We start from the raw sequence: 2,704 nt of genomic DNA on the forward strand, positions 1-2,704 counted from the left end.
GGTGAACGGGGCTATCCAGGACGGCTCCGACGCCGTGATCACACCAGCCACGGCAAGATCATCTCACCCGTGACCAGCAGTTACGGGACAGCCCTAAGGGAGCTGAAGCAGCTCTGCTCACGTCCGTGCACGGCCCGCGCGTGGACGTTGTCATCGCGGTGTCACCCACCTCGCGAGTCTGGTGCAATGTGGGCCCGGGCCTCGATGGGGAACAGCGCCCGTATCGCTCTTCGTGGACTTGGCAGGGGCAGCCACTGCCTTTTGTTCCGATGGATGATTCCTGGACCCCCGCGAACTCGGGAAGCGGCCCGGTCGCTATCCGCGGATGGTACGAAATCAGCGAGCAGAGCTTCGCTCACCTGCTCCCTCGGGCAGAGATCCCCGTCGACGAAGTCCGGGCCGATCTGGTGCTCGTCGCCGGCGGCGACGACGCGATGTGGCCCTCTCTCCGCTTCGCTGAACAACTGGCAGAACGCCGACGCTCAGCCGGGACCACCGCGCATCTGATCGCCCGCCATGATGCCGGCCACCGACCACGCTTTCCCGGCGAAAGCCCGGCGCCGGCCTCCCCGCACTTCCTGTACGGAGGCACGCCCCAAGCTGACGCGCTCCTGGGACAGGCTGCGTGGTCACACATCCTCGACAGGCTCAGCAGCACGGCTCACCACAGTTCCTGATGCTCGTCAGGAGGCTTCTCCGTCGAGTCTGCTGAGGAGTCCGTCAAAGATCCGCTCGCGTGCGACTTGTCCCTTCGCTGTCGCATCGTCTCGCTGGCGTTCGAGGGTGGGCCGGAACTCGATCGTGGTGACGAAGAACGTGCACGATTCGCAGATCGACTCGAAGTGGCAGTCCATCTCGACGGGGCGAGCGCAGTAGCCGTTGCCTAAGGGCTGTCCCGTAAATGATCTTTGACGTGCCTGGTGGCCTGCTGGCTTCTGCGTCACACGGCAAGGAGGAGGTTGTGCAGGCGGGCGATGCCGAGCATGGCGTGGTGAACGCCGTCGCCTTTCAGGCGGCAGTCGCGAAGGATCTTCCAGCCCTTCATCCGGGCGAAGACGTGCTCCACGCGGGCACGGACTCTGCGGTGGGAGGCATTGTGTTCCTCCTTCCACGCTGGGAGCTGGGCCTGGCCTTTCTCGCGGCGGTGCGGGATGACCAGGCCGGTACCCCGGTAGCCGCCATCTGCGACGACCGTGGTCTTCCCGACGACGTCTTCCGCACCGGACAGCTCCCACGCCTTGCAGTCGTTCCGGTTGCCGGGCAGCGGCCGGCCGACCGCGACGACAAGCCGGGTGTCGGCGTCGATGACCACCTGGTGGTTGGTGGAGTACCGGTAGTTCTTGGACTGCTCGGCGACGGTGTGGTCGCGGGTCGGGACCAGGGTTCCGTCCACGATCAGCACGGCGTCCTTGCGGAACCGCTTGCGCTGCTGGAGCGCGAGCGCGGGCCCGAGATGGTCGATGATGCGGTCGGCCGCGGACTTGGACACCCCGAACAGAGGCGCCAGCTGGCGCGGGGTCAGGTTCGTCCGCCAGTACGCGGCGACCAGGAGCACGCGGTCCTCCAGCGGCAGACTCCAGGGCCGGCCCTTGCGGACGGGGTCTGCACCCTCACGCCGCAGAGCGGTGATCAGCTTGCCGAACTGGCGAGGGCTCAGCCCGGTGAACGGGGCTGTCCAGGAGGGCTCCGAGGCCGTGATCACACCAGACACAGCAAGATCATCTCACCCGTGACCAGCAGTTACGGGACAGCCCTTAGCATCCTGCGGTGCATCTCCCGGCGGAGCTTGGCCATCTCCGAGCCCTCGGCGTCGGCCGGTAGCTGGAGCGGGGCGTCGTAGAGTGCCTCGACCTTCTCCGAGACGGCGAAGTACTCGTCGGCGACGGTCCGGTCGGCGATTCGCGCGTAAACACGTGTCATGGACAACGACCGGTGACCGAGCAGTGCGGCGATGGCCTCCAGGGACATGCCCCGGTTGATCGCCTGGGTGGCCAGAGTATGCCGCAGCTGGTGCGGCGTGACCCGGCCGAGTCCGGCCTGCGGGGCGGCCTTGCGGACCGCGGCCTCGATGCGGGAGGCGTTGACCGGACGGCCGTGGTCGGTGAACAGCAGGTTCGAGTGCAGGCCCTCGGGCCGGTGCAGCAGCCAGTCGTCCAGCAGCGTCTTGAGCTGCGGGTGCAAGGGAACGTAGCGGTCGGTGTGCATCTTGCCGACCGGGACGCGGAGCCAGTAGACGGAGCCGATCTGCACGACCGCGTCGATGGTGAGGCCGAGCATCTCGCTGCGGCGCATCCCGGTGCGGGCGAGGATCTCGATGGCCAGCCGGGTGAACGGATCGGGGTCCTGGCGAGCGACCGCCAGCAGTTTGGCGGCCGCGGCGTCGTCCAGGAAACGGGGCCGTGGTTCGTCCGCGATCGGGAAGTCGCTGTCGAAGATCAGCTGGCGGGACGGCCGGTCGGCGGCGTCCCACTCGTCCAGGCGGCGGAAGAAGCCGCGGAGTTTGCTGAGGCGGTCGCGGATGGTGTGCCGGTGCAGCGGTCCTCCGCGGGCGGCCGGACGCTCCAGCAGCCACTGCCGATAGCGTTCGACGTGCCGCCGCTTGAGCTAGGTGTACCCGGTCATGACTTTGGTGACAGTCGGGTGATCGGTGGCTGGCCGCCGAGCGCAGTGTGTCGGCGGCCAGTGTTGTAGAAGTGCAGCCAGG

Annotated in this window: 3 protein-coding genes; 1 reads left to right on the top strand and 2 read right to left on the bottom strand. The window is 67.6% G+C overall.

The window, feature by feature from the left end; translation table 11 throughout:
- Nucleotides 1-269 precede the first annotated feature (269 nt).
- Nucleotides 270-677 (top strand): acyl-CoA thioester hydrolase/BAAT C-terminal domain-containing protein, encoded by a 408-nt coding sequence (locus ACI2LW_RS33615; protein WP_404735049.1) that lies wholly within the window; start codon nt 270-272, stop codon nt 675-677.
- A 263-nt stretch (nt 678-940) separates the two neighbouring features.
- On the opposite strand, the gene ACI2LW_RS33620 is transcribed toward ACI2LW_RS33615, so the two are convergent.
- Nucleotides 941-1,711, bottom strand: coding sequence for a transposase (locus tag ACI2LW_RS33620; RefSeq protein WP_404735050.1), 771 nt, complete (start codon nt 1,709-1,711; stop codon nt 941-943).
- Between the two features lie 29 nt (nt 1,712-1,740).
- Nucleotides 1,741-2,568: a tyrosine-type recombinase/integrase gene (locus ACI2LW_RS33625; RefSeq protein ID WP_404735051.1), complete on the bottom strand. Its 828-nt coding sequence runs from the start codon at nt 2,566-2,568 to the stop codon at nt 1,741-1,743.
- Between the last annotated feature and the right edge of the window lie 136 nt (nt 2,569-2,704).

The organism is Streptomyces sp. NPDC004065, assembly GCF_044903565.1.
Classification (GTDB): Bacteria; Actinomycetota; Actinomycetes; order Streptomycetales; family Streptomycetaceae; genus Streptomyces.